The organism is Pseudomonas fluorescens (assembly GCF_001307275.1).
Lineage (GTDB): Bacteria > Pseudomonadota > Gammaproteobacteria > Pseudomonadales > Pseudomonadaceae > Aquipseudomonas > Aquipseudomonas fluorescens_AA.
The window spans coordinates 4,879,740-4,903,266 of sequence record NZ_CP012831.1 but is presented as its reverse complement, the minus strand read 5'-3'; the positions used below and the strand labels follow the sequence as shown (position 1 = coordinate 4,903,266).

The following is a 23,527-nucleotide window of genomic DNA, read 5'->3' as shown; positions in this document are numbered from 1 at the left end:
GAGGTGGCGAGCCAGGGACGGCTCGCCGCTCAGGGTGATACAAACGAAAAGCCGCGATTGGCCGCACTGCGCTCATACTCCAGAAGACACGCATAGTCAGCCTCACTGGCCGGCAGCACTTCCCTGATCGCCAGGTCACGGGAAATCTCGGGAAGCTGGCTCAAGGCTTCGTTCATTGCGCGCCTGATAGCGTCTGCTTGCGTCGCCGTTCGACGAATCGACGTGATGTAAGGCAGGCAGGGACTGCGCACACTTCGCACCAGGATCCTGAGTCCTTCGATCTCGTCACTGTTGTCTCTCGCCAGATAGTCGTAGGTGACGCTGTCGATAGAAGCCAAATCACCGTCGTGGTTCTTCAACCTTCGAATGCTCTCCCTGTGGGATCCGGTGAAGGTCAGTTTCGAGAAAAAACCACGGTCGCTGATCCCAGCCAACGTGTGGCGCAATAAATTCATTCCGGAGTTGGAATCCCGGGCGTTGATCAGACCATGGCTGCCCTGCAAACCCGCCAGATCGGTGACGGCCGAATCAGCTCTACACAGCAGCAAACTGCAATGGTCACCCCCCGAGCTATGAGCAAGCTCATAGCTCGGACGCCCTATCAGCCTCACCTTTCCCCGCAGTGACGTGACGAATGGATAGCCGCAGGTCTGGGACAACAACAGATCAGGGGAAAGCCAATGGGACACGGGATCGACGACCTGCTTTTGCTCACGGCGCTCACCCAGAATCTCCAGGATGCGCTGGAGCCAGGCGTCCTGGGCCTGTAAAACCCTGGCGGGAGCGAGGTACATGGATAGATCGCTGGTCATATGAAAGCCATTCAGAGGATTGTGATTGACGCTGATCACAGCAGGAAGCGGTTGGCAGGCGTCTTCAAACCCAAGCGATCCCTCAGGGTCCCGGGTTCATATTCCTTGCGGAAAACCCCTCTGGCTTGCAGCAAAGGCACCACGCCACGGGTGAATGTGTCGAAGTCCGTCGGCAAAAACGGAAACATGAGGTTGTAGCCATCGACGGCATTCGACTCGTATAACGCTGAAAGCTTATCGGCAATATGCTCCGCCGTTCCGATCAGCAGCCAGGTACTGGAACTCTTGACCAACCGGCGCCCTATTTCACGGATGGACAAGGTCGTGTCGTACTTCTTGAGCAGGGCCAGTTCGGTTCGAATGCCATCGAACTCAGACTCATCCGGCAACGCGGGTAGCGGGCTGTCCGGCGACAGGCCTGTCAGATCAAGACGGGTGTAGCTGGAGACCAGATCAATCGCCACGGCATCGATAATGAGGCTGTCCTCCAGTTGCCGACGGCGCTCCTCCTCAGTCTCATCCTCCAGAACCACCGGAAGCACACCGGTAATGATTTTCAGATCACTGGAATGCCGGCCCTTCAACTCGAGTCGGCGATTCAAATCGGCCCTGTACGCCAGTCCCTCTTCGACCGTATTGATGAAACAGAAATGCACGTCCCCATGGGCGGCGGCCAGATCCTTGCCCGCTTCAGAAGACCCCGCCTGGGCAAGGACCGGATGTCCTTGCGGGGGACGCGGCACGTTAAGCGGCCCACGCACGTTGAAATGCGCTCCTTTGTGATGGATCGGGTGAATCTTGGACGGGTCGGCAAAATCGCCGCTGTCCTTGTCAAACTCAAGAGCCCCCTCCTCCCAGGAGTCCCAAAGCTGCTTGACGACATGAATGAACTCCTCGGCCCGCCGATAACGATCGGCGTGTTTCGTCACACCTGACAATCCGAAATTCGAAGCCTCCTCTTCCAACCAGGAGGTCACGATATTCCAGCTGGCTCGCCCTGTGCTGAGGTAGTCCAGCGAAGCAAAATATCGCGCGATGTTGAAGGGCTCGTTATAGGACGTTGAAGCGGTGCCCATCAGCCCGATGTGTTCGGTGACAGCCGCCAATGCGGACAAGAGCGTAATCGGTTCAAGGCGGGCGTTGGCATAGTGCCTCAACCCACTGGCGACGGAGTCCCAGACCGCGACGTGATCCGCGACAAAAACCGCATCGAACTTCGCCGCTTCGGCTGCCTGCACCAGTTTTACGTAGTAGCCCAGCGTCAATATTTCCTTGGTCGGCGACAGCGGGTGGCGCCAGGAAAAACGGTGATCCCCTTGGGGATTAAAAAAGAACAAATTCAAAATCATGCTTTTATTGGACATAACGCCTCCGCGACCTTACCCACATCGCATTCATGTTCAGTTGGCCGCCTTGACGGTATTTTCAGCGACCCACTGCGCCGCGACTTTTGCGGGATCCTTGTGATCGATATCCACCAGGCGATTGAGTTGCTTGAGGTCGTCATCGGTCAGTTTTGCGGAGACCTCGTTGAGCACTTTGGTGACTTCTGGGGTTAACAACGCCTTGCGCCCCAGTGGCGTAATGTTTTGCAGGGGCTGTTGGTGCTTGTCGTCCTCGAGCACCACCCAAGGTTCTTTTGCCAGGATGCCTTGCGTGGAGACCACCGTGGCGACGTCGATAGCGCCTGAGTTCAGCGCCAGCCGCGACAAGGGCCCGCCCATGTCCAGCGATTTGACGCTCTTGAAGTTGATACCGTAGACCGCCTTCAACCCGGGCAGGCCCAAGGCGGCAGTGGTGACTTCGGGAGGCCCACCCAGCGTGAGTTCACCGGAGACGGGTGCCAGGTCGGACAAGGTCTGCAGGTTGTACTTTTCTGCGGTTTTCTGGGTGACGGCCCAAGCGGTAATAGAGCCCGCGGCCGAAGGTTCAAGCAACTGGAGGCCCGCCGGCAACTTCTGTTGCAAGGCGCTGACGATCTCCTTTTGGCTGGTCAGGGCGCTCTTGTCGTCATAGAAACTCAACAGTGATCCTATGTACTCGGGTACAACGTCGATATCCCCGTTTTCCAGCGCCTTGGCGATGATCTGGCGGTTCCCCAGATTGAGCCGGGTCTTGACCTCAATCCCTTCCTTTTTCAAAGCTGACGCATAGATGTTCGCGAGAATCGTCTGCTCGGAAAAATTGGCCCCGCCTATGGTGATGGACTGGGCACTGGCAAATGCGCTGCCCACCAGCAAGCCTAACCCCAGCAACAATGAAACCGAGTGCGCTGAACGAACCTTCGAACGTTGTTTGTTTTTCATTTGGATTTGCACCTCTGCAGAATTAATACGCACTTTCAAATGCCCTGATCATGTAGCGCTCAGTTCAACATTCCCCGCTCGCCATTTTCGAACCATGAGTGTTTCGATCATTGAACAAACCCACTCGCTGACAATCGCAAGTGCCGACACCACCAGTGCGCCGCCAATGATTTGAGGGATGTCATTTCGACCCAGCCCGTCAATGAGAAACCTGCCCAGCCCGCCGAACCCTGCATAGGCGGCAATGGTGGCCGTGGCAATAAGTTGCACCAGGGCTGAGCGGAATCCAGAAAAGATCAGCGGAAAAGCCAACGGTAATTCCAGCTGGATAAACATCTGCCATCTGCGCATCCCCATCGATTTGGCAGCATGCTTCAGAGACGAATCCACCTGATCGATGCCAACATAGGTATTGGTCAATATCGGCGGGATGCTCAGGGTGACCAAGGCGATAATCACCGTACTGGTTTCATAGCCAATGACCATGATTGCAAGTATCACAATACCCAGGGAAGGCAATGCTCGCCCAATATTGAACAGCCCGATCGCCACCTGCGCGCCTTTGCGGTAGTTAGCCATGAGCACGCCGAGCGGCAACGCTATCGCACAAGCAATCGCCAGGCTCAAAGACACATAATAAATATGCTCTGCCAGCCGAGTCAGTATTCCGTCTTCGCCCAACCAGTGTTCAGGAAGAGAAAACCAGAGGTAGACATCTGCGATCCAATTCATTAGCGCACCCAAGGGACCAGCCATTTATTGATTGAATAAAACAGAAAATCAAAACATAACGCCAACATCACCGTAAGAACCAAACTGACCGCCACAGGCGTAGTGAAACTTTGAGCCAACCCGGTAATGAACAGCTGCCCCAATCCGCCTTGACCAATTAACGCAGTCACCGTCACCAGCCCTACCAATGTCACCGCGGTCGTTCGCAGCCCTGCCAATAACGAAGGCAACGCCAGGGGAAGTTCAACTCCCAGGAATCGCTGCATGCGCGTGTACCCTAGCGCACGGGCTTCTTCCAGCACGTCCGGAGGGTTGCTCGCAAGGCCCGCCAAAGTGTTCTGTAACACAATCAGCAAGGCATACAGGCTCAAACCAATCACCGCCGTCGTCTTGGACAAACCGGTAAAGGGCATTATCAAAATGAACAGTGCCAGGGACGGAATGGTAAAGAGTATTCCGCTGATATAAATCATGGGCTGCGCCAACCCTGGCTTCCATAACGTCAAGAGCACCATTGCGCCCGCTAACAGCATTCCTATAAACAGACCCAAGGTCACCAGCTGAATATGATCAAATAACAGCTGGCCGATCTGCTGCCAGTTTTCAAGGATCCAGGACCAGTCAATCATTGCACACTTCCAAAGCGGCGCTCATTGAGTGCGCTGTGAAAGCTGGCAATCGACAGGCAACCTTCGTAACCACCCGCCTCGTCCACTCGAACAACCACACCGAGCGGAGCCGTTAGAATTTTAACCAGCGCGTGATGCAACGAATCATTATTCGACACCGTGGTAAGTTCAGGGACAGGCAAGTCCGATTCACTGACCCACTTCAGCGGATTGGACTTATCGTCCAGCAGAAGTTTGAATTGGCAATTGACTTCATCCACAGGAAGATCAGAAACCTTCATCAGCGACAGTCTTTTCAACAGCGGATCCTTGCCGATGAAGTTCTTCACAAACTCGCTGGCAGGATGGGCAAGGATATTGTGAGGTGTATCGAACTGAGCAAGCTTTCCTTCACCCTCGAAGATGGCGATCCGATCACCAATCTTGATGGCCTCTTCCATGTCATGGGTCACCAGGATAATGGTTTTATGCAAACGCCTCTGCAGCGCAACCAGTTCGTCCTGCAGTCGCTCGCGGATCACCGGATCAAGCGCGGCAAAGGGTTCGTCCATCAATACAACCGGTGGGTCCGAGGCCAATGCCCTCGCCAAGGCAACACGACTTTGCTGCCCGCCCGACAGTTGATTAGGGTACCTGTCCAGAAATTCCGGCTGAAGCCCGACCAGGGAAATGAGCTCGCTCACGCGCTGGCGGATCTTATGCTTGCTCCAACCCAAGAGCCGCGGAACCGCGCCAATATTTTCTGCAACGGTTTGATGAGGAAACAAGGCTGAGCTTTGCATCATGAAACCGATGCCACGGCGAAGCGTCACGACGTCAAGCTCATCGGTCGCCACCCCATTGACACAGATACGGCCACTGTCCTGGGTGTCCAGTCTATTGATCATTCGCAAAATGGTCGTTTTGCCACACCCACTTGGCCCGACAAATACGCAGATCTCCCCCTCCCGGACATGAAGCGTTAAATCGCTCACGGCCATTCGCGGGCTGCCTTTATGAGTTTTCTTGATGGCTTCAAAACGTATCATTTTCCGACGCCCAGATTAGCTTGAGTATTTTTAGTGCCTGGCAGGATGGCGAGGACAATCCACGGGATTGATCAGATGCCTCTGCAATAACTGGAAGTAGCCATGAATGACATAGCCATTGTTTCGCGCGATCCATTGTTCACGCCTGGCTCTATACACCCGGGGCAAATAAAACCAGGGCAAACCGGGAAGATCGTGATGAACCAAGTGAAGATTGAGGTTAAGAAAGAGCCAGCTCAAAAGCCCTGAGGATTCATTGATCACCGTGCGGTGTTCTGGCAGCGTTGACGGCCGATGCTCGTAAAACGACCTGATCATTGCAATGGACAAGGCCGGCAGTGAAACTAAAAATACGTACTGCACAGCACTGATGGCGCTGTATTGTTCAACCAAGGTCAGCACCACGACGACACTTAGCACGTGAGCTATCCACACTCGTCCAGTACTTCCTCCCGCGAGAAACAAGCCTCTGATCTCGCTACCCAGCAGGGATATCACTGCCAATGGTGCTCCCATGAGCAAGCGACCACCCAAGGTCTTGTTTACCCAAAGCAACGCTTTCACATAACGCGGTGACTGCAACCAGTAGGCACTGGTGACATAGCGACTTTCTGGATCTTGACCAGGCACCGTCAGCACCTCGTCGTTGTGATGCGCCAGATGCGTGTCCCTATAAATGTCGTAGGGATACCAAACGGCAAACGGCAGAAACCCCAGGGCTTTATTTATGGCAGGCCAACGCGTTGGGTGACCGTGAATAAGCTCATGCTGGATCGACATCCAGAGCACGACCAGTGGAACCAACAGGGCAATGCTGATGAGTTGGCCAAGTGCCTGCCCATGAAAAACAACAAGCGCCCAAGCCAGATAAAAGCCGACCAGTAAAAGCCAGGTGGGCCATTCAGTCTGGCTGGTCAAGGTCCTGCTGAGCTTGACGATTTCAACTCGATGAGCTTCATCCAAATAATTTGGCATGGTGGTAAGTCGCGATAGGCTGCGCTGAACAGACGCCCACTCACTCACACTTCAAGCGACCACCCGGGACCGGGTATTACCTGGAGATGATTGACTGACGTTACGGTATGGAAGTGCCGACAGCGGTGCGTCACATGGCGTAGAGCAGAAACGCCAAGCCTTCGCTGATTGCACTGCAGGCCTCACTGTTGGCCTGGCAAGGGAGAGGTTTGCCGGTCACGAATGGAACGGCAATGGCGGCACAAGAACTGATGCGCAGAGTGCCGGACTGAGAAATCACTGCATGGGCCCCATCATGCGACAGAGCCTCAAGGCTGATTTGGAAGATTCGGGCGCCGGACATAGTCGTACCATAGAGTAGGTTGAACATATCCGGCGGTCCGGTAGCGTCAACTTAACATGCCAACTAATTCGATCAAGGAATATATTCTATTATGCTTATTCCTGTATCGAATAACATAAAACGGGCTCCCTACCCTTTCGCCTTGATTGCATACAGGCCTGCGGCAATCACCATGCACGCCCCCACGACGGTCCATGGGTCAGGTAGTTCGCCGAATATGAACAGGCCGATGAATGTGGCGAACACCAACAGCGTGTAGTTGAACGGTTGAAGCGTACCTGCCGTTGCGTACTTGAGCGCCTGGAGGAGTAGCAACTGCGCCACCATGCCGATCGTCGACAGCACGGCGATCAGGCCCCACTGTGTCGGGTTCGGCGAAACCCACCCTGGCAAGCCAGAGAACGTGATGGCCAGGGCGCCGAAAAAGCCCATGTAGAGCATGTTCGTCGCGAATGAATCATCCCGGCTGATCCGACGTGTCAGCACACTGAAGACCGCGAACCCCAGGGCCGACAACAGCGGAATCAGCGCCGCCAACTCGAAGACGCCGGTTCCCGGACGGAGGATCACCAGGGTCCCCAAGAACCCTATGGCCGCGGCCACCCAGCGACGGACGCCGATGAACTCACCCAGGAATGCGCCTGCCAAGGCCAGGGTCATCAGCGGAAACACCGCATACAGGGCATGCATCTCCGCCATTCCGAGGTAACGCAGCCCCAATCCGAACAATGCGCTTTCGCCCACCCCCAGCAAGGCACGGATGACCTGCAGGGCAGGATGATGGCTTCGACACGCCGCTCCCAGGTGGCCGCGATAAAGGCTATAGCCGACAGCGAATGCCAGGAATACCCAGTAACGCACCATGACGAGCTGGGCGACGGGAAGGTCCTTGACCAGCACTTTGGTGATCCCGTCCTGGCTTGCAAAGAGCAGCATGGAAAGCAGGCACAAGAGGACTCCAAGTTGAGGCCGTGGGGCATCACCCACGGTGTGTATCACCCGTGGTCGGCTCTAGTGCAATGGTATCCCTGCGTCGTCTTGCGAGGCTGTGGCGCGCTGCGTCTCTTTCCAGCGCCTCGACCGCGACGAGCGCTTCAATACCTGCCCCGGCTTCGACCTTTTCAATGAAATCCAGGATCGCCCGTTTCATGAACCAGTGGCAGGTGCGATCCAGCTTTGCCGACACCGACTTCAGCCTGGCCCGTGTTTCCCCATCCAACTTGATACCCAATGTGGTGACCGACATCGCACAGCCTCTGAAATGACTTGTAGTCTTCGACCCTTCGCCTCAAGCGCAGGGCTCATGGAGCAATCCCCACAGCGCCAGGAGTGGCGCTTGCGTTGATCTCATCGCATGGGTGCAGGACGGTGGGTTTATGACAATGCCCCCTGCCCCGGGCGTCCACCAGCCTACGTCCTCGCGATACCAGTCGCCTGGGGACAACACCAGATAGAACTCAGCCGGAGGATGCTGGTGGAACGGATAACAGGTTTCGGGCGCCATGAGGGCCAACCCCAGGGTCATGCCAGGACAGTCGAACAATCCCCCTGGACCGGTGACCATCCCATGGCGATGCCGCTCCACGAACCGATCGTCCTGGCCGGCCTGGGCCTGACGGTTGATCCAGGGAACATGGGGCACCAGCGCGTTCAACGCCTCCAATACCCCTGCCAGGTGTTCGGGGACTCTTGGCGCAGCGTCGAATGCCTGGGCCAAATAGGGCGCCAGGACTGCCGGTAACGCGCAGGGCGTTGCCGGCGGTTTCTTGAGGGACCACTCGGTCGGGCCCAGGGCGGCGGCATAGGCCTGTGTCGCCCCGGATGTACCGTCCACCAGGTGGTTCGAGAGGATTTCATGCAGCGATCGCCGAAGCCACTGCGCGCTACGAGTCACCACCGGATCCGACGACAAATGCTCGTGACGGGTAATCATCGTTTCCCCCTTGCTGAGTCAGGCGCAGACGAAAATGACAGGCTGCTCAACGTATCCCATCGGTACCGGAAGCGGGGCCCAGATGTTCCAAGGATAGCCCGAACGGTATCGATGACAGCCGACGCCCTTCACTTTGCGTCAAGGGCACCGAACTGCAAACACCTATCAAGCAACAGCGGCGATTACTGGCTGACGGTCGCCGAGGCGGTCTGACTGCCAAACATGGCCTCGAAACGAGGCTTGTTGGCGGCGTAGTACTCGGCAACGACCTTGTCTGCCGAACTGTCACGGGCGGTCGCCATCAGCTTCTCAAGGTCGGCCTTGGGAATCTTGAAGTTGGCGAAGAACCGGGCGACATCAGGATGCTCGGCGCTGAAGCCTTTGCGGGCAACCGCGTGAATTTGTTCGGCGCCGCCGAAAATCTGCTTCGGATCGTCGAGATAGCGCAGCGGCCACTTGGCGAACATCCAGTGCGGGCTCCAGGCGTTGATCAATGCCCATTTGTCACGTTTGAGATTGCGATCCAGCTCGCTCAACATGCCTGACTCTGAAGAAGCAACCATCTTGTAGCCTTCGAGCTTGTATTCCTTGATGGCCTTTTCCGTGAGTTTGTATTGGCCGTTGCCCACTTCCGAGGTCAGGATCTTGCCGTCGAGCTTTTGCCGCACTTCAGGCTTGTTGAGGTCCTCGACAGTGGCGAGTTCGCTGGTGGGAATGGACGTTGGCACGGCCATGCCGATCCGACCTTCATACAGCACGCCGAGGTCTTCGAGCTTGTCCTGGTATTTGTCATAGAACGCCTTGTGGGTGCTCGGCAACCAGACCATCGGGATCAGGTCGATGTTGCCGTTGGCCAAGGCCTGGAACTGGATACCAATATCGGCGAGCACCAACTTGACCGGTTGCTTCAAGTGGTCGCGCAGTGCGGTATCCGCCAGCTTTACAGCGATTTCCGTATCCGACCAATTCACCCAACCGATACGAATGGGCATGGGTTCCTCGGCGTGGGCCATCAGGCTGCCGGCGGCCATCGCCAGACCGGCAAGCCAGCCGATACGAGTTTTACTGGAAAACGTCATCATGGTGCATCTCCGCGTACTGTATTAATAGTTATTGGCAGGGCAGCAGAAGAATTTACGTTCCCTCATCAAAGCAGAGTGCCATTACACTCCTCAAGGGATTTAATGTTATGCATGGATAAGTTCTAGTTATGCGAAAACCCTTCCTGTATTCAGGTCGTTCGGCCCTCCTCCGCCCTTTGGCGGAACTTATGAATGTACGTACTCACAGTGCTTTTTCGAGCGCCGGCAAGGCCTCGAACAGATCCGCCACCCACATGTAATCCGCCACCTGGGCAATCGGCGCTTCAGCGTCCTGGTTGATCGCAACGATGACCTTTGAACCACTCATGCCCGCCAAATGTTGAATGGCGCCACTGATACCCGCCGCGATGTAAAGCTCTGGCGCAACGATTTTCCCGGTCTGCCCGACCTGCAGATCGTTGGGGGCAAACCCCGAATCCACCGCGGCACGCGAGGCCCCTACGGCACCGCCAAGCTTGTCCGCCACCCGCTCGATCAGGGCGAAATGCTCTTTGCCCTGCATCCCGCGGCCACCGGACACGACGACGCGGGCGCTCGACAGGTCGGGCCTTTCGCTGGCCGTCAGTTGCTCGCTCACGAAGCGCACATTGCTCGCGCTTTGCCCGCCCTCCACTACCACCACTTCGCAGCGATGCTCGTGGGACAGGGCCTGGGCGAACGCCGAGGCACGGACGGTGAGCAACTTGATCGGATCGAGGGACTGCACCGTGGCGATGGCATTGCCGGCATAAATGGGTCGTTGGAACGTGTCCGTCGAGACGATCTGGGTGACGTCGGACAGCATGCCGACATCCAGGCTCGCCGCGATCCGTGGCAGTACATTGCGGCCCATACTGCTGGCGTCGGCAACGACGTGCGTATACCCCTCGGCCACCAGTGAAGTGACCAGCGGTTGGACATTTTCAGCCAGGGCATTTTCAAACATCGCCCCTTGTGCGAGCAGCACCCGCGCCAGGCCCTGGGTGAGCGCCGCCTGTTGCGCCACTGCCGATGCGGCCGTCCCGCCCATCACCAGCAAATCCGTCTCGGTCCCCAGGGCCATGGCGGCGGTCACGGCACTCCATGTACCAGCCGTCAGTTGACCGGCACTGTGCTCGGCGATCACCAATGTGCGCATCAAATCACCCCCGCAACGTTCTTCAATTTATCCACCAGCTCGGCCACCGAACCGACGTTGATCCCCGCTTTGCGCACCGCAGGCGGGACCACCCCTAATAACCGAGCGTGTTCCTTCACGCTCGCGCCCAAGGTGTCAGCGGCAATGATTTCCAGCGGTTTTTTCTTGGCTTTCATGATGTTCGGCAACGAGGCGTAGCGCGGTTGGTTCAGGCGCAAGTCACAGGTCACCACGGCCGGCATGGCGAGGGCGACCACCTGGCTGCCACCGTCGACTTCACGTTCGACGACCCACTGCCCGTCGACCTGATTGACGGCAGAGGCGTAAGTGGCCTGACCGCTGCCGATCAACTGCGCGACCATTTGCCCGACCTGGTTGTTTTCCTGGTCGATTGCCTGTTTGCCGAACAGAATCAAGTGCGGCTTTTCCTGATCGATCACTTTGCTCAGGTACTTGGCGACATTGAGCGGCTCGAGTACCGCGCTCGTCTCGACCAGAAGCGCCCGGTCCGCGCCGAGCGCCAATGCCGTGCGCAGTTGTTCCTGCGCCGCCGACGTGCCCACCGAGACCACCACCACTTCGGATGCCAGCCCCTTTTCCTTGAGGCGAATCGCCTCTTCCACGGCGATTTCGCAGAACGGATTCAAGGCCATCTTCACGCCATTGAGCTCGACGTCTGAACCATCGGCTTTCACCCGGACTTTCACATTCGGGTCGATGGCGCGTTTTACCGCAACGAGTACTTTCATGGTTCCTGGCATAGCGCTTCGCACAGCCCCCTTGCACTTTGGATCGATGCGCGATGGCCGGCCGCACGAGCCGGACCACCCCTGTTTCGACTGGATGGTAATCCTGGTTTTTACGTCACGCAAGAAAAATGTACACCTGTGTCACAGGTCGTTGACACACATGAACATTCGACATACCGTTATGTCAAACCAAGCCTGATGTTCTGTTCCCGGAGCGCAACACCATGTCCAGCGATCCTCTGCTGCAGCCCTATAAGATCAAGCACCTGACCCTCAAAAACCGGATCATGACCACCTCCCACGAGCCCGCTTATCCTGTCGACGGCATGCCGAAGGATCTGTACCGCGCCTATCACGTCGAGCGCGCCAAGGCCGGTGTGGCGCTGACCATGACGGCGGGCTCCGCCGCTGTTTCCCGCGACAGCCCGCCGGTGTTCAACAACGTGCTGGCGTACAAGGACGAAGTGGTCAAATGGATGAAGGACCTGACTGACGAGTGCCACGAACACGGCGCGGCGGTGATGATTCAACTGACCCACCTGGGCCGGCGCACGCGCTGGGACAAGGCTGACTGGTTGCCGGTGGTATCGCCTTCCCATCGCCGCGAAGCGTCTCACCGGTCGTTTCCGAAAAAGATGGAAGAATGGGACATCGATCGCATCATCAAGGACTACGTCGATGCCGCCGAACGCATGAAGGCGGCTGGTCTTGACGGCCTGGAACTGCAGGCCTACGGGCACCTCATGGATCAGTTCTGGTCGCCGTTGACCAACGATCTCGACGGGCCCTACGGTGGTTCGCTGGAAAACCGGATGCGCTTCACCTTCGACATCCTGCGTGGCATCCGCCAGCGTTGTGGCGAGGACTTCCTGCTCGGGGTGCGCTACACCGGCGATGAGGACCTGCCCGGCGGCTTCGGTGCCAGCGACGGTCTCCAGATTTCCCACATGCTCAAGGACAGTGGGCTGGTGGACTTCCTCAACGTCGTTCGCGGGCACATCGATACCGATGCCGGCCTCACCGATGTGATTCCGATCCAGGGCATGCGCAACTCGCCACACCTGGATTTTGCCGGTGAGATCCGCTCGGCCACCGGTTTCCCGACGTTCCATGCGGCCAAGATTCCGGACGTCGCCACGGCGCGACATGCCATCGCCTCCGGCAAGGTGGACATGATCGGCATGACCCGGGCGCACATGACCGACCCGCACATCGTGCGCAAGATCATCGAGAAGCGTGAAGAAGAGATCCGCCCCTGCGTCGGTGCCAACTATTGCCTGGACCGCATCTATCAGGGCGGCGCCGCGTACTGCATCCACAACGCCGCCACCGGCCGCGAAACCACCATGCCCCACGAAATCCCCAAGGCGTCGGTCAAGCGCAAGGTGGTGGTGATTGGCACCGGCCCGGCGGGCCTGGAAGCGGCACGGGTGGCCGGCGAACGTGGCCACGACGTCACGGTGTTCGAAGTGGCGGATCAGCCCGGTGGGCAGATCCGCTTGACTGCGCAGAGCGAGCGGCGGCGCGAGATGATCAGCATCATCGATTGGCGCATGGCGCAATGCGAACGGCTGGGGGTGAAGTTCCAATTCAACACCTGGGCCGAAGCCGAGACCGTCATGGCCGAGGCGCCGGACGTGGTGATCGTCGCCACGGGCGGCTTGCCCCATACCGAGGTGCTCAAGCACGGCAATGAGCTGGTGGTGTCGACCTGGGACATCATTTCCGGCGACGTCAAGCCCGGCCAGAACGTGCTGATCTTCGACGACGCCGGCGACCACGCGGCGCTACAAGCGGCCGAGGTCATCGCCAACAGCGGTGCGAAACTGGAAATCGTCACGCCGGACCGGTCGTTTGCGCCGGAGGTGATGGCGATGAACCTGGTGCCTTACATGCGCAGCCTGCAAGACCTGAACGTCACCTTCACGGTCACCTATCGGGTCGACTCCGTGGAGAAGCGCGACGGTCAATTGGTGGCCAACTTCGGCAGCGATTATGGTCAGGTGCACAAGCAGCGCGTGGTCGATCAGGTGGTGGTCAACCACGGCACCCTGCCCCTGGACGACTTGTACTTCGAGCTACGCCCGCACTCGAGCAATAACGGCGCGGTGGAGCAGCACAATCTGATCGCCGGGAAAACCCAGAATATCGTGACCAACCCGGAGGGCCGCTTCCAGCTGTTCCGAATTGGCGACGCGGTGTCGGCGCGTAATACCCATGCGGCTATCTACGATGCGCTGCGGCTGGTCAAGGACATTTGAGGTAAGGCGCTCGCCACAGGCTCATCGTTTTTCTCAAGCGGGCAGCGTTGCACATGCCCCTGGACAAGACCAACGACGCCTTCGAGTTGATGCACACCGGGCAAAGCATTCGTACCGTCATTCATTTCTGAGACCCGCTCGAAAATCCAATTCCCCCCATAGCAAGGAAACCAAGATGTCCGTTTTTACCCATGTCACCGTCGGCACCAACAACCTGGCAAAAGCACGTGCGTTTTATGACGCCGCCTTGAAAGAGATCGGCCTCAAGCGTGTTGCTGATCTCGAGGATGCCGGCTCCATCTGGGGCGTCGACAAGCCGTCGTTCTTTGTGCTCAACCCGGCCAATGGCAATCCGGCGTCCATCGGCAATGGTGTCACGGTGAGCTTCGAAGCGCCGAACCGCGCCGCGGTCCAGGCGTTCCATACGGCCGCCTTGGCAAACGGCGGCATCTGCGAAGGCCTGCCAGGCCCCCGCAGTTGGGCGGACAATGCCTTTGCCGCTTATGCCAGGGACCTGGATGGCAACAAGTTGGCTGTGTATTGCTTCAAGGCTGAATAAAGCGGCTGACCCACCGCCATCGCGAGCAAGCTCGCTCCCACAGGGATTGTGGGTGTTCATGAGTTTTGCATTCACCACAGAACCATTGTGGATGTTCATGAGTATTGCATTCACCACAGAACCATTGTGGATTTTCATGAGTTTTGCATTCACCACAGAACCATTGTGGGAGCGAGCTTGCTCGCGATGGCGGCGGCACAATCAGCATCGATTCAAGCTGACCCGGCGCTTTCGCGAGCAAGCTCGCTCCCACAGGGATTGTGGATGCTCATGAGTTCTGCATTCACTACAGGACCATTGTGGGTGTTCATGCGTTTTGCATTCACCACCATGATGCGGTGGTGTGTCTAGCCACCATCGGTGTCGATGTCAGCATCCGTGTCGTCACCGGATTTCGGACGGTCCGGGTCAGGCTTGAAGCCGGGGCTGAAGGTGTTGTCGTTGTCCTGATGATGCTGCTTCTGGTCGACCTCAGTGGCGGCGCTGTCAGCCTGGTCCGCTCCGGCAGGACTGACGGGCTCGGCACTCGAAGGCTTGCCCGGGACCTGGGGATCGATGGCCGGATCGTTGCGCGGGGATGGCGTCTGCCCCTGGCCTTGTTGCTGAGTGTTTGCGGGATCGTCGTTCATGGGCACCTCGTTCATGACAGGGCCGGATGGATGACCGGTCTTGAACATTCGAAGGTGACGCGACGGCTTCGGTTCCATTTGTTTAAGACGCCGCGATCAACCGCCCAGCACGCTCCTCACCATCCGGGCCAGTGCGTCCGGACCGTAGGGCTTGCTCAACAAATGGGTATCGGGGCTCAATTGATGGTTGCGGGAGATGATGTCCCGGGTGTGCCCCGAGGTGAACAGCACGGGGACCGGCGGGGTCTGCACCTTGGCCCAGGCGGCCAGGTCGGAACTCTTGATCAGGCCGGGCATGACTACGTCAGTGAAGATCAGGTCCACCGGGGTGCCATCCAGCAGCAGCTTCATCGCCTCATCGCCGTTGGCGGCCGTGAGGGTCTTGTAGCCGGACTGTTCCAGCAGTTCCACCGACGCGCTGCGTACCTGAGCGTTGTCCTCCACCACCAGGATCATCTCTTGCCGGCCGGAATGAAGCGCATCATGTTGCTCGGTTTCCCCTGCTTCGGGCGCGAGGCTTCGAGGGAAATACATCCGCACCCGCGTGCCTTCGCCCAGGTCACTGGCGATCTCGATATGGCCGCCACTCTGCTTGACGAACCCGAACACCATGCTCAATCCAAGCCCGGTGCCCTGGCCATCGGTCTTGGTGGTGAAAAACGGTTCGAACACCTGCTTCAGGACGTCGGGCGGCATGCCGGCACCGCAATCGATCACCGACAGCCGGACATAGTCGCCGGCCGCAATCCCCTTGCCGGCGCAAAACGCCTCATCGAGCACGATGTTCTCGCCGATCAGATGGATGGTGCCCTCGCCCCGCATGGCATCACGCGCATTGATCGCCAGGTTCAACAGGGCATTTTCCAGCTGATTGCGATCGACATGGATGCGCCAGGGTTCCTGGGGCAGGCTCACTTCAATCAGGATGGTTTCGCCCAAGGCCCGCTGCAGCAGTTCACCCATGCCCTCGTAGATGCGCCGAGGGTTGTAGACCGCCGGTGACAATGGCTGGCGCCGGGCAAAAGCCAGCAGTTGCGATGACAACTTGGCGCCCCGCTCCACGGCTTCGATGGAGGCACTGACCCGCCGTTGCACATTGGCGTTGTCCCGTTCGTGGCGGGCCAGCAAGTGCAGGTTGCCTGCGATCACTTGCAGCAAGTTGTTAAAGTCATGGGCCACGCCACCGGTGAGGCCGCCAATGGCCTCGAGCTTCTGCGACTGGCGCAACTGCTCTTCCGCTGCCAGCCGCGCCTGCACCTCGTTGGCGACACGCTGCTCCAGGTCGCGGGTGAATTTGAGCAGCGAAGCTTCGGCCGTCTTGCGCTCGTCGATATCAATCAGCACTCCCGGAAACCGCAGGGGCCGGCCTGTCCTGTCGAACTCGCAGCGACCGCTGGCCAGTACCCACCGGTAGTCACCGCCCAGGCGGCGGACCCGATACTCGGCGCTGTAGGGCGTGCCTGTGCGCACGGTCAGTTCGACCCGCTGGTTGACCTCTTCAAGGTCGTCCGGGTGGATGCCCTGGCGGGCAATCTCGATGGGCAGTGCGTCCAGCGGACAGTCGGGTGGGTAGTTGAAGGTGCGGGCAAAACGCTCATCGCCCGACAGCGTGTCGGCCTGGATGTCCCAGACGAACGACCCCAGCAAGGGCCCGGCCGAGAGCGCCAGCTGGATGCGTTCATTGACCGCACGGTAACTGCGTTCGGCCTCTTGCCGGGCGCGCTCGGTCAATACGTGCTCCGTGGTTTCCACCACAATCGCCAGCACGCCCCCCGGGGACTGGTCATCATCGGGCACCGGGCTGTAGTAGAGGTCCATCCACACGTCTTCAGGCTTGCCATCGCGCAGCAGGACCAGCTCTTTGCTGCGGTAGGACAAGGTGCCGCCGGCCAGACAGACGTCCAGCACATGGCGATTGAATTCGGCAACCTCCGGCCACCCCAACTCCACCGCGCACCCCAGCAAGTAGGGATGGCGGCCGCCGGCGAACTCGGCATAGGCATCGTTGTAAATCATGAAGCCCTGGCGGCCCCACAACATCACCATCGGCAGGGGCGAAGCCAGCAACAATTGGACAGCGCTGCGCAAGCTGGCGGACCAGTGCTCGATGGCGCCCAACTCGGTTCGGCTCCAATCGAACGCCTGGATACGCCCGGCCATCTCACCACCCCACCCAGGGCAGCCGTGATTCTGGGATAGAAACTCCATGGTCGACTCTGAACCTCAAAATGCCTGCAGGGAATCAACAGACACAAATCCCTTGCGATCAGAGCTTCGAGCGCCAGGTTGGCGTTTGGTTTCATGGTGATCGGTTTGCGCACAATCCTGTGGCGAGGGAGCTTGCTCCCGCTCGGCGGCGCAGCCGTCGTAAACCGGCTGACGCGGTGTGCCTGATGGGTTGCGTAAACCATTTTTTTGGGGGGCTGCTACGCAGCCCAGCGGGAGCAAGCTCCCTCGCCACAAAAACGGCGGTGTTGCTGGGGCTCAGCGGAAATCGCGGCTCTGCACTTGGATACCCGCCAGCAATTCAGTCAGGTCGCTCAAGCGCCCGGCGATCAAGTGGCGGACCTCGCCGACGCTTTCCCAGCGGCCGTCGACCCTGAGCAATTGCGAGCCCACCAGGGTCTTGCGTTGACGCTCGGCCAGGTCGCGCCAGACCACCACGTTGAGGTTGCCGAACTCATCTTCCAGGGTGACGAAGGTCACGCCGCTGGCCGTGCCCGGGCGTTGGCGGCCAGTGACCAGCCCGGCGACGCTGACATTGCGGCCATGCTCCACGTCCTGCAATTCCCGGGAGCTGCGGCAGCGCCGGGCGCCCAGTTCGGGACGCAGCAGGGCCAGCGGATGAGGGCCCAGTGTCGTGCCCAGCGTGGCGTAATCGGCAAACAGGTTTTCCCCCAGTGTGGGTTCGGGCAGCGCCACGGGCGGCTCTTCCTGGCTGGGCAAACTGGCGAACAAACCCAGTTGCTTCTGCACTCCGGCCACTTCCCAGCGGGCCCGATGGCGATCCCCGGCCAAGCCCTGCAAGGCCCCCGCGTCGGCCAGTTGCGCCAGGGCCCGGGCATCGAGTTGCGCGCGCTCGCCCAAGTCGGCCACATCGCTGAAAGGCCGATGCCGGCGCGCCGCTTCGATACGCTGGGCATCCTCTTCGCGAAAGCCCTTGACCAAGCGCAGCCCCAGGCGGATCGCCGGTTGCCGGCCGTCCATGGGCTCGAGGCTGCAATCCCAATCGCTGGCGCGCGCGTCCACCGGATGGATCGACAGTTGATGCCGGCGGGCATCCTGGAGGAGCTGGTCCGGGCTGTAGAAGCCCATCGGCCAGCTGTTGATCAGGGCACAGGCGAATGCCGCCGGTTCGTGGCATTTGAGCCAACTGCTGGCGTAGGTCAGCAAGGCGAAACTGGCAGCGTGGGACTCGGGGAAACCGTAATTGCCGAAGCCTTTGATCTGTTCGAAGATTTGCGCGGCGAATTCAGCGGTGTAGCCGTTTTTCTTCATCCCCTGCGCCAGGCGTTCCCGATGGGGCTCCAACCCGCCGTGACGTTTCCAGGCAGCCATGGAACGCCGCAACTGGTCGGCTTCTCCCGGGGTGTAATCGGCCGCGACGATGGCGATCTGCATGACCTGCTCCTGGAACAGGGGAACACCCAGGGTGCGGTTGAGCACTCCTTTCAACGCGTCAGAGGGATAAGTCACCACCTCTTCGTTGTTTCTGCGCCGCAGGTACGGATGCACCATCCCACCCTGGATCGGCCCGGGCCGCACGATCGCCACTTCGATGACCAAGTCGTAGAACGTCCTGGGTCTCAGCCGAGGCAACATCGACATCTGCGCCCGGGACTCGATCTGGAAGACACCGATGGTGTCGGCGCGACTGATCATTTCGTAGGTAGCCCGATCGTTCTGGGGCAGCGACGCCAGGGCATAACGCTGCCCCCGGTACTGCTCGATCAAGTCGAAACAGCGGCGGATCGCGCTGAGCATGCCCAAGGCGAGGATGTCCACCTTGAGCAGCCCGACCGCGTCCAGGTCGTCCTTGTCCCACTGGATGATGGTGCGCTCGGCCATGGCGGCGTTTTCCACCGGCACCAGGATGTCCAGGGGCTGTTCGGAAATCACGAAACCGCCGGGGTGCTGGGATAAGTGCCGGGGAAAACCGATCAATTGCCGGGTCAGGCTCAGGACCCGACGCAACACCGGGCTGTCCGGATCGAAGCCGCCTTCACGCAAGCGCTCCACCGGCGGCGCCTCGTCGCTCCAGCGCCCACAGCAATCGGCCAGGGCGTTGACCTGATCCGGCGGCAAGCCCAAGGCCTTGGCCACATCGCGTACCGCTCCGGCGCCGTGGTAACTGCTGACCACTGCCGTCAAGGCCGCACGATGCCGACCGTAGCGCTGGAACACGTATTGCAGCACTTCCTCGCGACGGTCGTGTTCGAAGTCGACGTCGATGTCTGGCGGCTCGTTGCGCTCCCGGGACAGGAAGCGTTCGAACAACAAGCTGGTGAGGCTGGGGTCGATTTCGGTGATGCCCAAGGCGTAGCACACCGCCGAGTTGGCCGCCGAACCGCGCCCCTGGCAAAGGATATGGCGGCTGCGGGCAAAACTGACGATGTCCTGCACGGTGAGGAAATAGCTGTCATAGCCCAACTCGGCGATCAGGCTCAGCTCCTTGTCGATCTGCGCCCGCACCTTGTCTGTCACGCCGTCCTTCCACCGCTCGCGCATGCCGCGCTCGGTCAGTTCCCGCAGCCAGGACGCCGGATCATGCCCCTCGGGCACCAGCTCGCGGGGGTATTGATAGCGCAACTGGCCGAGGTCGAAGGTGCAGCGTCGGGCGATGTTCAGGGTTTCATCGAGCAAGGCCTGCGGGTAGAGATCGGCCAGATCCTCGCGACTGCGCAGGTGGCGCTCGCCGTTGGGGTGCAAGCGCTGGCCGGCCTCGGCCACCGTGACGTGGTGACGGATGGCGGTCATGGTGTCCTGCAAGGCGCGACGACCGCGCGCGTGCATGTGCACATCGCCGCTAGCCACGGCCGGAAGCGCCAGGCGCTCGGCCATCGCCAACGAGTCTGCCAACCGACGGCGGTCGTCCTGTGCGCAATGCAACTGGACCGTCAGCCACAGGCTCCCGGCAAAGATCGGCTGGAGCCAACGCCCATGTTCCTCGGCGTCTTTGCCCTCGGCTATCCACAACGCCAGCAGTCCCGGCAAGGGTTGGTCGAAATCCTCTCGCACGATGCGGTAGTGGCCCTTCTCGCTGCGACGCCGGGCGCGGGTGATCAACCGGCACAAGGTTTGATAACCGTCCAGGTTTTCCACCAGCAACACCAGTTTCGGACCGTTCTCGACCTGGATCTCGCTGCCGACGATCAGTGGTAGCGCCAACTCTTTGGCCGCCTGCCAGGCCCGGACGATCCCGGCCAGGGTGCATTCGTCCGTGATCGCCAGGGCCTGGTAGCCCTGCTGCTTGGCGCGACGGCACAACTCCAGGGCACTGGAGGCGCCGCGCTGGAAGCTGAAGTTCGACAGGCAATGCAGCTCGGCATACTCAACGCTCATGCGAACCAGCCCTGCAGCCACAGCGGCCCGCCCTCGCCCACCGGTCGATAGGCCCAGCCACGTTGTCCGCTGCGGGTTTCGATCAGGTAATAGTCACGGCGCACATCCGCGCCGTCCCACCAACCGGTCTCGATGCGCTCGGGGCCCATGAGGATGTGCGCCTGACCTTGCGCCAATGCCTGGGGCTCCTCCAGCAGCCAGCCGGGACGCTGCACGCCGTCGCGCACCGGACAAGTCTGGGATCGGGGTTGGGACGTCATCTGCCAGGCGCACTCAGGCCGATGGTCGTCGCGAAACCCCAGGCCCTGCACGGCGTCATCCCCCAGCCGGGCGCGCAAGCGTTCGCGCAGTTGCTCCCAGGGCAATGATTGTTGGGGGCGTTCGTCGAACAGCTCCAGGCGCTGGGGCACGAAACTCGGCAGGTCTTCGGCACACAAGCGAAAGCCCCGCACCGGAGCCTCGACCTGCACCTGCTCCAAGCGACCGCGGGCCAGTTCGAAGAGCATCGCCGGGGCCCGTTCGGCACTGAGCAGGCCGACCTTGATCACGGTATCCGGCAACCCGGCGTGCTCCAGGTGCAAGTCGAAGCGCTGCACGCCGCTGTCGCGTCCGCAGAGGAAGGCCGACAGGTCACCGGTCAGGCGGCGCAACGGGAACAACAGCGCCTGATGGGATTGCACGTCATAGTTGAGCTCGATGCGCACATCGAAACGGTCCGGTGGCAGGTAGAACGACAGCGCCAGGGTGCGATGGCCCGTCAACGCGTCGAGGTGCTTGAGCACCTGGGCCTCGAAGCGCCGTGCCAGGGTCTGCCGGGGCAAGGCCTGGACCTGGCTCAGGCGCCGCAGGCCCATGCGCGACAGCGCCGTGGCGACGTCGGGTTCCAGGCCGATTCGCTCCACGGGCATGTGTCCCAGGTACTGTTGCAAGGTCTCGGCATCGGGCACCACCAAGGCGTCATAGGCATTGGCCAACACCCGTGCCGCCACTGGGTTCGGAGCGGCGACGATGCGATGACGAAAGCCCAGCTCGGTCAGCTCGGCTCGCAAGCGCGTCTCGAACACCGGCCAGGGTCCGAACAGGCCCAGGCTCGACTCGATCTCGAACAGCAGCGTACTCGGATAATGCACGCTGACCTGGGCGCTGAAACGGTAGGCCCAGGCTGCCAGGAACTGCTGCCAATGTTCGATCTGCGCCGCGTCGTATTCCGCGGTGGCAAAGCCTTTGCTCAAGGCCTGGGCGGCGGTCATGGTCTGGCCGGGCCGCAAGCCCAGGGCCCGTGCCGGCGCGTTCACCGCTTGCAGCACCCGACGCTGGGCCGGGCCGGTCAGCAATGCCAGGGGCTGGTCGGGATCGGGGCGCTGACGCAGCGCGGCGTCCAGCGCCAATTGCGGGAAGAGAATACAGACCCAGCGCATCGCAACCTCAATGCCCGGTTTGTGGGGCGAGCGTGGCAAAGGCAATCGGCGCCGACCGGGCCAGCCCGCCCCGGCACTTGAGCACGCGCAACTGCGCAGGCCGGGTATCGATGGCAATGCGCAGCGCCGCCGGCGACGGGTTGATGGCTTCCTGGATCGAGCGCCAGGCGAACGCCAGGGCCTGGCCGGTTTCCGCCGCCACTTGCAAGCGCCGCAAGGCCCGGTCGTCCGCCTGGCGGGGCCAGCACAGCACCGCGCCACAACTGCCCGAACGCAGGCATTGTTCGGTGGCCCACAGGGCATCGCGCTCATCGGCGCGGATCACCGACAACTGGCGCAGGTCGATGCCAGCGTTCTGCCAGGCCTGGGGATAAGGCACGAACGGCGGCGCCACCAGCACGATCCGTTCCCCCGCTGCCGACAGCCGCGCCAGGGTCGGCCACACCAATTGCAACTCGCCCACGCCCGGCGCGGCGATGAGCAGTTCCGTCAAGGCAGCCTCCGGCCAGCCGCCACTGGGCAACGCCGCATCCAGTGCTGCATGGCCAGTGGGTTGCGCACTGACGGCCGGCGGCGCAGGCCGGCCCTTCCAGACCTGGCCGCCGTTGAACAGCGTGTCCAGCGCAACGACAGCGCCCATCAACCTTGCCTCACCAAGCCACAGAACACCCCTTCTATCGCCAGGTCCTGGTCGGCCTCGACGATGATCGGCTGGTAGGCCGGGTTGCGCGGCAGCAACCGCACCCGTTCGCCGATGCGCTCGAAGCGCTTGATGGTGACCTCACCGTCCAGGCGCGCCACGACGATCTGGCCGTTGGAGGCCTGGGGTGTGCGCTGCACGCCCACCAGGTCACCGTCGAGAATGCCATCCTCGATCATCGAATCACCCTGGACCCGCAGCAGGTAGTCCGGCGCCTTGGTGAAAATCGCCGGGTCCAGCATCAGGCGGCTGTGAACCTCGGCGTCGGCACCGATCGGCACGCCAGCCGCCACCCGCCCCAGCACCGGCACGTCCAGCAGTTCAGGCCGTGGCGGCTGGTTCAACAGCCGGATGCCCCGGGCCTGGTGCGGATTGACTTCGATGAAACCGGCCTCGGTCAACGCCAGCACATGCTTGCGCGCCACACTACGGGAGGCGAAACCGAACGCCTCGCTGATTTCAGCGAGGCTGGGAGGCTGACCCTGATCGGCGATGCGTTCGCGGATGAACGTCAGGATGGCGGTGCGGCGGGGGGTGAGAGTCGTCATGGAGTACATTTGTACTCTTTCGGGATTTTTCTGACAAGCGCCGCCAGTCAGTTCACAGCTTGCCTGCACAAGTCAGTGTGGCGAGGGAGCTTGCTCCCGCTCGGCTGCGCAGCAGCCGTGACA

Annotated in this window: 22 protein-coding genes; 2 read left to right on the top strand and 20 right to left on the bottom strand. The window is 60.4% G+C overall.

Going from position 1 to position 23,527, the window contains the following annotated elements; translation table 11 throughout:
- Positions 1-29 precede the first annotated feature (29 nt).
- From AO356_RS21935 to AO356_RS21870, 14 genes are all read right to left on the bottom strand, one after another.
- The gene (locus AO356_RS21935; protein ID WP_060741524.1) at positions 30-812 is read right to left on the bottom strand and encodes a phosphate/phosphite/phosphonate ABC transporter substrate-binding protein; all 783 of its coding nucleotides are present in this window, start codon (positions 810-812) and stop codon (positions 30-32) included.
- Positions 813-847: 35 nt separating this feature from the next.
- Positions 848-2,176 (bottom strand): LLM class flavin-dependent oxidoreductase, encoded by a 1,329-nt coding sequence (locus AO356_RS21930; RefSeq protein ID WP_060741523.1) that lies wholly within the window; start codon positions 2,174-2,176, stop codon positions 848-850.
- Between the two features lie 36 nt (positions 2,177-2,212).
- Entirely contained in the window at positions 2,213-3,118 is a 906-nt protein-coding gene (locus AO356_RS21925) for an ABC transporter substrate-binding protein (protein WP_060741522.1), read from the bottom strand.
- Between the two features lie 48 nt (positions 3,119-3,166).
- Complete coding sequence (locus AO356_RS21920) at positions 3,167-3,850, bottom strand: ABC transporter permease (protein WP_060741521.1); 684 nt, start codon at positions 3,848-3,850, stop codon at positions 3,167-3,169.
- On the bottom strand, positions 3,850-4,479 hold the full coding sequence (locus tag AO356_RS21915; RefSeq protein WP_060741520.1) for an ABC transporter permease: 630 nt from the start codon (positions 4,477-4,479) through the stop codon (positions 3,850-3,852). Before AO356_RS21915 ends, AO356_RS21920 begins: the two co-directional genes overlap by 1 nt.
- Positions 4,476-5,507, bottom strand: coding sequence for an ABC transporter ATP-binding protein (locus tag AO356_RS21910; RefSeq protein WP_060741519.1), 1,032 nt, complete (start codon positions 5,505-5,507; stop codon positions 4,476-4,478). Before AO356_RS21910 ends, AO356_RS21915 begins: the two co-directional genes overlap by 4 nt.
- Positions 5,508-5,537: 30 nt before the next feature.
- Positions 5,538-6,482: a fatty acid desaturase gene (locus AO356_RS21905; protein WP_060741518.1), complete on the bottom strand. Its 945-nt coding sequence runs from the start codon at positions 6,480-6,482 to the stop codon at positions 5,538-5,540.
- 130 nt (positions 6,483-6,612) lie between these two features.
- Complete coding sequence (locus AO356_RS21900) at positions 6,613-6,852, bottom strand: hypothetical protein (protein WP_060741517.1); 240 nt, start codon at positions 6,850-6,852, stop codon at positions 6,613-6,615.
- Positions 6,853-6,954: 102 nt separating this feature from the next.
- Positions 6,955-7,761: a DMT family transporter gene (locus AO356_RS21895; RefSeq protein WP_060741516.1), complete on the bottom strand. Its 807-nt coding sequence runs from the start codon at positions 7,759-7,761 to the stop codon at positions 6,955-6,957.
- 43 nt (positions 7,762-7,804) lie between these two features.
- Positions 7,805-8,071, bottom strand: coding sequence for a hypothetical protein (locus AO356_RS21890; RefSeq protein ID WP_060741515.1), 267 nt, complete (start codon positions 8,069-8,071; stop codon positions 7,805-7,807).
- A 42-nt stretch (positions 8,072-8,113) separates the two neighbouring features.
- On the bottom strand, positions 8,114-8,758 hold the full coding sequence (locus tag AO356_RS21885) for a dimethylsulfonioproprionate lyase family protein (RefSeq protein WP_060741514.1): 645 nt from the start codon (positions 8,756-8,758) through the stop codon (positions 8,114-8,116).
- 182 nt (positions 8,759-8,940) lie between these two features.
- Positions 8,941-9,840 carry a glycine betaine ABC transporter substrate-binding protein gene (locus tag AO356_RS21880; RefSeq protein WP_060741513.1) on the bottom strand — a complete coding sequence of 300 codons (900 nt, stop codon included), beginning with the start codon at positions 9,838-9,840 and terminating at the stop codon, positions 8,941-8,943.
- 202 nt (positions 9,841-10,042) lie between these two features.
- A complete protein-coding gene (locus AO356_RS21875) occupies positions 10,043-10,978 on the bottom strand; it encodes an electron transfer flavoprotein subunit alpha/FixB family protein (protein WP_060741512.1) in 936 nt (311 codons plus the stop codon).
- Positions 10,978-11,727: an electron transfer flavoprotein subunit beta/FixA family protein gene (locus AO356_RS21870; RefSeq protein ID WP_060741511.1), complete on the bottom strand. Its 750-nt coding sequence runs from the start codon at positions 11,725-11,727 to the stop codon at positions 10,978-10,980. Before AO356_RS21870 ends, AO356_RS21875 begins: the two co-directional genes overlap by 1 nt.
- A 224-nt stretch (positions 11,728-11,951) precedes the next feature.
- Here AO356_RS21870 and AO356_RS21865 point away from each other — a divergent pair, with 224 nt between their 5' ends.
- Together AO356_RS21865 and AO356_RS21860 are read left to right on the top strand one after the other, a co-directional pair.
- Positions 11,952-13,988 (top strand): NADH:flavin oxidoreductase, encoded by a 2,037-nt coding sequence (locus tag AO356_RS21865; protein ID WP_060741510.1) that lies wholly within the window; start codon positions 11,952-11,954, stop codon positions 13,986-13,988.
- A gap of 175 nt (positions 13,989-14,163) precedes the next feature.
- A complete protein-coding gene (locus tag AO356_RS21860) occupies positions 14,164-14,547 on the top strand; it encodes a VOC family protein (RefSeq protein WP_060741509.1) in 384 nt (127 codons plus the stop codon).
- A 347-nt stretch (positions 14,548-14,894) separates the two neighbouring features.
- Here AO356_RS21860 and AO356_RS21855 read toward each other — a convergent pair whose 3' ends face one another.
- From AO356_RS21855 to lexA, 6 genes are all read right to left on the bottom strand, one after another.
- Entirely contained in the window at positions 14,895-15,176 is a 282-nt protein-coding gene (locus tag AO356_RS21855; protein WP_060743166.1) for a hypothetical protein, read from the bottom strand.
- A gap of 96 nt (positions 15,177-15,272) precedes the next feature.
- Positions 15,273-17,384, bottom strand: coding sequence for a hybrid sensor histidine kinase/response regulator (locus AO356_RS21850; RefSeq protein ID WP_081015396.1), 2,112 nt, complete (start codon positions 17,382-17,384; stop codon positions 15,273-15,275).
- Positions 17,385-17,660: 276 nt separating this feature from the next.
- Positions 17,661-20,738: an error-prone DNA polymerase gene (locus tag AO356_RS21845; RefSeq protein WP_060741507.1), complete on the bottom strand. Its 3,078-nt coding sequence runs from the start codon at positions 20,736-20,738 to the stop codon at positions 17,661-17,663.
- A complete protein-coding gene (locus AO356_RS21840) occupies positions 20,735-22,156 on the bottom strand; it encodes a Y-family DNA polymerase (protein WP_060741506.1) in 1,422 nt (473 codons plus the stop codon). Before AO356_RS21840 ends, AO356_RS21845 begins: the two co-directional genes overlap by 4 nt.
- 7 nt (positions 22,157-22,163) lie before the next feature.
- Positions 22,164-22,796, bottom strand: a complete 633-nt coding sequence (gene imuA / locus AO356_RS21835) for a translesion DNA synthesis-associated protein ImuA (RefSeq protein ID WP_060741505.1) — start codon at positions 22,794-22,796, stop codon at positions 22,164-22,166.
- Positions 22,796-23,413, bottom strand: a complete 618-nt coding sequence (lexA, locus tag AO356_RS21830; protein ID WP_060741504.1) for a transcriptional repressor LexA — start codon at positions 23,411-23,413, stop codon at positions 22,796-22,798. Before lexA ends, imuA begins: the two co-directional genes overlap by 1 nt.
- Positions 23,414-23,527 lie beyond the last annotated feature (114 nt).

Coding starts and splice junctions, on each gene's coding strand:
- AO356_RS21935 (WP_060741524.1), bottom strand. CDS start 812: ATGACCAGCGATCTATCCATGTACCTCGCTCCCGCCAGGGTTTTACAG.
- AO356_RS21930 (WP_060741523.1), bottom strand. CDS start 2,176: ATGTCCAATAAAAGCATGATTTTGAATTTGTTCTTTTTTAATCCCCAA.
- AO356_RS21925 (WP_060741522.1), bottom strand. CDS start 3,118: ATGAAAAACAAACAACGTTCGAAGGTTCGTTCAGCGCACTCGGTTTCA.
- AO356_RS21920 (WP_060741521.1), bottom strand. CDS start 3,850: ATGAATTGGATCGCAGATGTCTACCTCTGGTTTTCTCTTCCTGAACAC.
- AO356_RS21915 (WP_060741520.1), bottom strand. CDS start 4,479: ATGATTGACTGGTCCTGGATCCTTGAAAACTGGCAGCAGATCGGCCAG.
- AO356_RS21910 (WP_060741519.1), bottom strand. CDS start 5,507: ATGATACGTTTTGAAGCCATCAAGAAAACTCATAAAGGCAGCCCGCGA.
- AO356_RS21905 (WP_060741518.1), bottom strand. CDS start 6,482: ATGCCAAATTATTTGGATGAAGCTCATCGAGTTGAAATCGTCAAGCTC.
- AO356_RS21900 (WP_060741517.1), bottom strand. CDS start 6,852: ATGTTCAACCTACTCTATGGTACGACTATGTCCGGCGCCCGAATCTTC.
- AO356_RS21895 (WP_060741516.1), bottom strand. CDS start 7,761: ATGCTGCTCTTTGCAAGCCAGGACGGGATCACCAAAGTGCTGGTCAAG.
- AO356_RS21890 (WP_060741515.1), bottom strand. CDS start 8,071: ATGTCGGTCACCACATTGGGTATCAAGTTGGATGGGGAAACACGGGCC.
- AO356_RS21885 (WP_060741514.1), bottom strand. CDS start 8,758: ATGATTACCCGTCACGAGCATTTGTCGTCGGATCCGGTGGTGACTCGT.
- AO356_RS21880 (WP_060741513.1), bottom strand. CDS start 9,840: ATGATGACGTTTTCCAGTAAAACTCGTATCGGCTGGCTTGCCGGTCTG.
- AO356_RS21875 (WP_060741512.1), bottom strand. CDS start 10,978: ATGCGCACATTGGTGATCGCCGAGCACAGTGCCGGTCAACTGACGGCT.
- AO356_RS21870 (WP_060741511.1), bottom strand. CDS start 11,727: ATGAAAGTACTCGTTGCGGTAAAACGCGCCATCGACCCGAATGTGAAA.
- AO356_RS21865 (WP_060741510.1), top strand. CDS start 11,952: ATGTCCAGCGATCCTCTGCTGCAGCCCTATAAGATCAAGCACCTGACC.
- AO356_RS21860 (WP_060741509.1), top strand. CDS start 14,164: ATGTCCGTTTTTACCCATGTCACCGTCGGCACCAACAACCTGGCAAAA.
- AO356_RS21855 (WP_060743166.1), bottom strand. CDS start 15,176: ATGAACGACGATCCCGCAAACACTCAGCAACAAGGCCAGGGGCAGACG.
- AO356_RS21850 (WP_081015396.1), bottom strand. CDS start 17,384: ATGGAGTTTCTATCCCAGAATCACGGCTGCCCTGGGTGGGGTGGTGAG.
- AO356_RS21845 (WP_060741507.1), bottom strand. CDS start 20,738: ATGAGCGTTGAGTATGCCGAGCTGCATTGCCTGTCGAACTTCAGCTTC.
- AO356_RS21840 (WP_060741506.1), bottom strand. CDS start 22,156: ATGCGCTGGGTCTGTATTCTCTTCCCGCAATTGGCGCTGGACGCCGCG.
- imuA (WP_060741505.1), bottom strand. CDS start 22,796: ATGGGCGCTGTCGTTGCGCTGGACACGCTGTTCAACGGCGGCCAGGTC.
- lexA (WP_060741504.1), bottom strand. CDS start 23,413: ATGTACTCCATGACGACTCTCACCCCCCGCCGCACCGCCATCCTGACG.